This is a genomic window from Pantoea sp. Cy-640, assembly GCF_011752635.1.
Classification (GTDB): Bacteria; Pseudomonadota; Gammaproteobacteria; order Enterobacterales; family Enterobacteriaceae; genus Pantoea; species Pantoea dispersa.
In genome coordinates this window covers 1-857 of record NZ_VWXB01000022.1, presented here as the reverse complement: position 1 = coordinate 857, position 857 = coordinate 1, and the positions used below count along the sequence as shown (strand labels likewise).

At 57.5% G+C, this 857-nt stretch carries 1 protein-coding gene and 1 pseudogene; one reads left to right on the top strand and one right to left on the bottom strand.

Features of this window, described 5'->3' with window-relative positions; translation table 11 throughout:
* Positions 1-234 (top strand): annotated as a pseudogene (gene metG, locus F3J36_RS23960) (methionine--tRNA ligase); the annotation flags it as partial.
* Positions 235-438: 204 nt separating this feature from the next.
* Here the strand turns inward: metG and F3J36_RS23955 are convergent.
* On the bottom strand, positions 439-857 hold a 419-nt coding region (locus F3J36_RS23955; RefSeq protein WP_166720779.1), incomplete at its 5' end, for a DUF3251 domain-containing protein.

Sequence of the window (857 nt, the reverse complement as noted above, 5' to 3'; positions counted from 1 at the left end):
CTGACGCTGGATCTCGGCGGCGAAAAACGCAACGTCTTCTCCGGCATTCGTACCGCTTACCCGGATCCGTCTAAGCTGGAAGGTCGTCTGACCGTGATGGTGGCCAACCTCGCTCCGCGTAAGATGCGCTTTGGCGTGTCGGAAGGGATGGTGATGGCCGCAGGTCCTGGCGGGAAAGATATCTTCCTGCTGAGCCCGGACAGCGGCGCTCAGCCTGGCATGGCGGTTAAGTAATTCCCCTCCCCCCAGCCCTCTCCCCACCGGGGAGAGGGTACAAAACAATCGAACTACCTTGTCTTTATCCCCTCTCCTTTTTAGAAAGGGGAATATGGCGATTTACTCTGCTTTTATCCCCTCTCCCTTTTAGGGAGAGGGCCAGGGGGAGGGTAAGAAGCGAAGCTGTGGTTGAAGCGAGCGCCGGACAAGGGAGTGAAAGAATTATTGCGCGGGTGCTGGCTGCGCGGAAGAAACTGGCTGGATATCATGAACGCGCACAAACCCTAATTGATCGGGTGTGATGCCGGACAGGCGAAGCGGAATCGACACGTCGCTTGGGGCGAGAATGCTGGCCGGGGCGTCTATGGACTGCGTTTGAACGTTAACTTCCTGCAAACTGTCGTTGGTGCCCTGGATCTGCCCCCATTCCACTTTGCCGCTGAAAGCCGGCAGCGGATCGTTGGATTCTCCCTGAATCAGCAGCGTGGCGCGGGTGCAGTTGGCTTCAGCCGCAACGTTTGTCAGCGACATTTTCAGGTTACCAATCTGGCTGTTGAGGCGCGCTGCCGTGTTTGAACCCGGTAGCAGATAAACGCCGCTGGTCGACTTAGCGTTCAGGGCATTCTGCTGGGTCAGCTTCA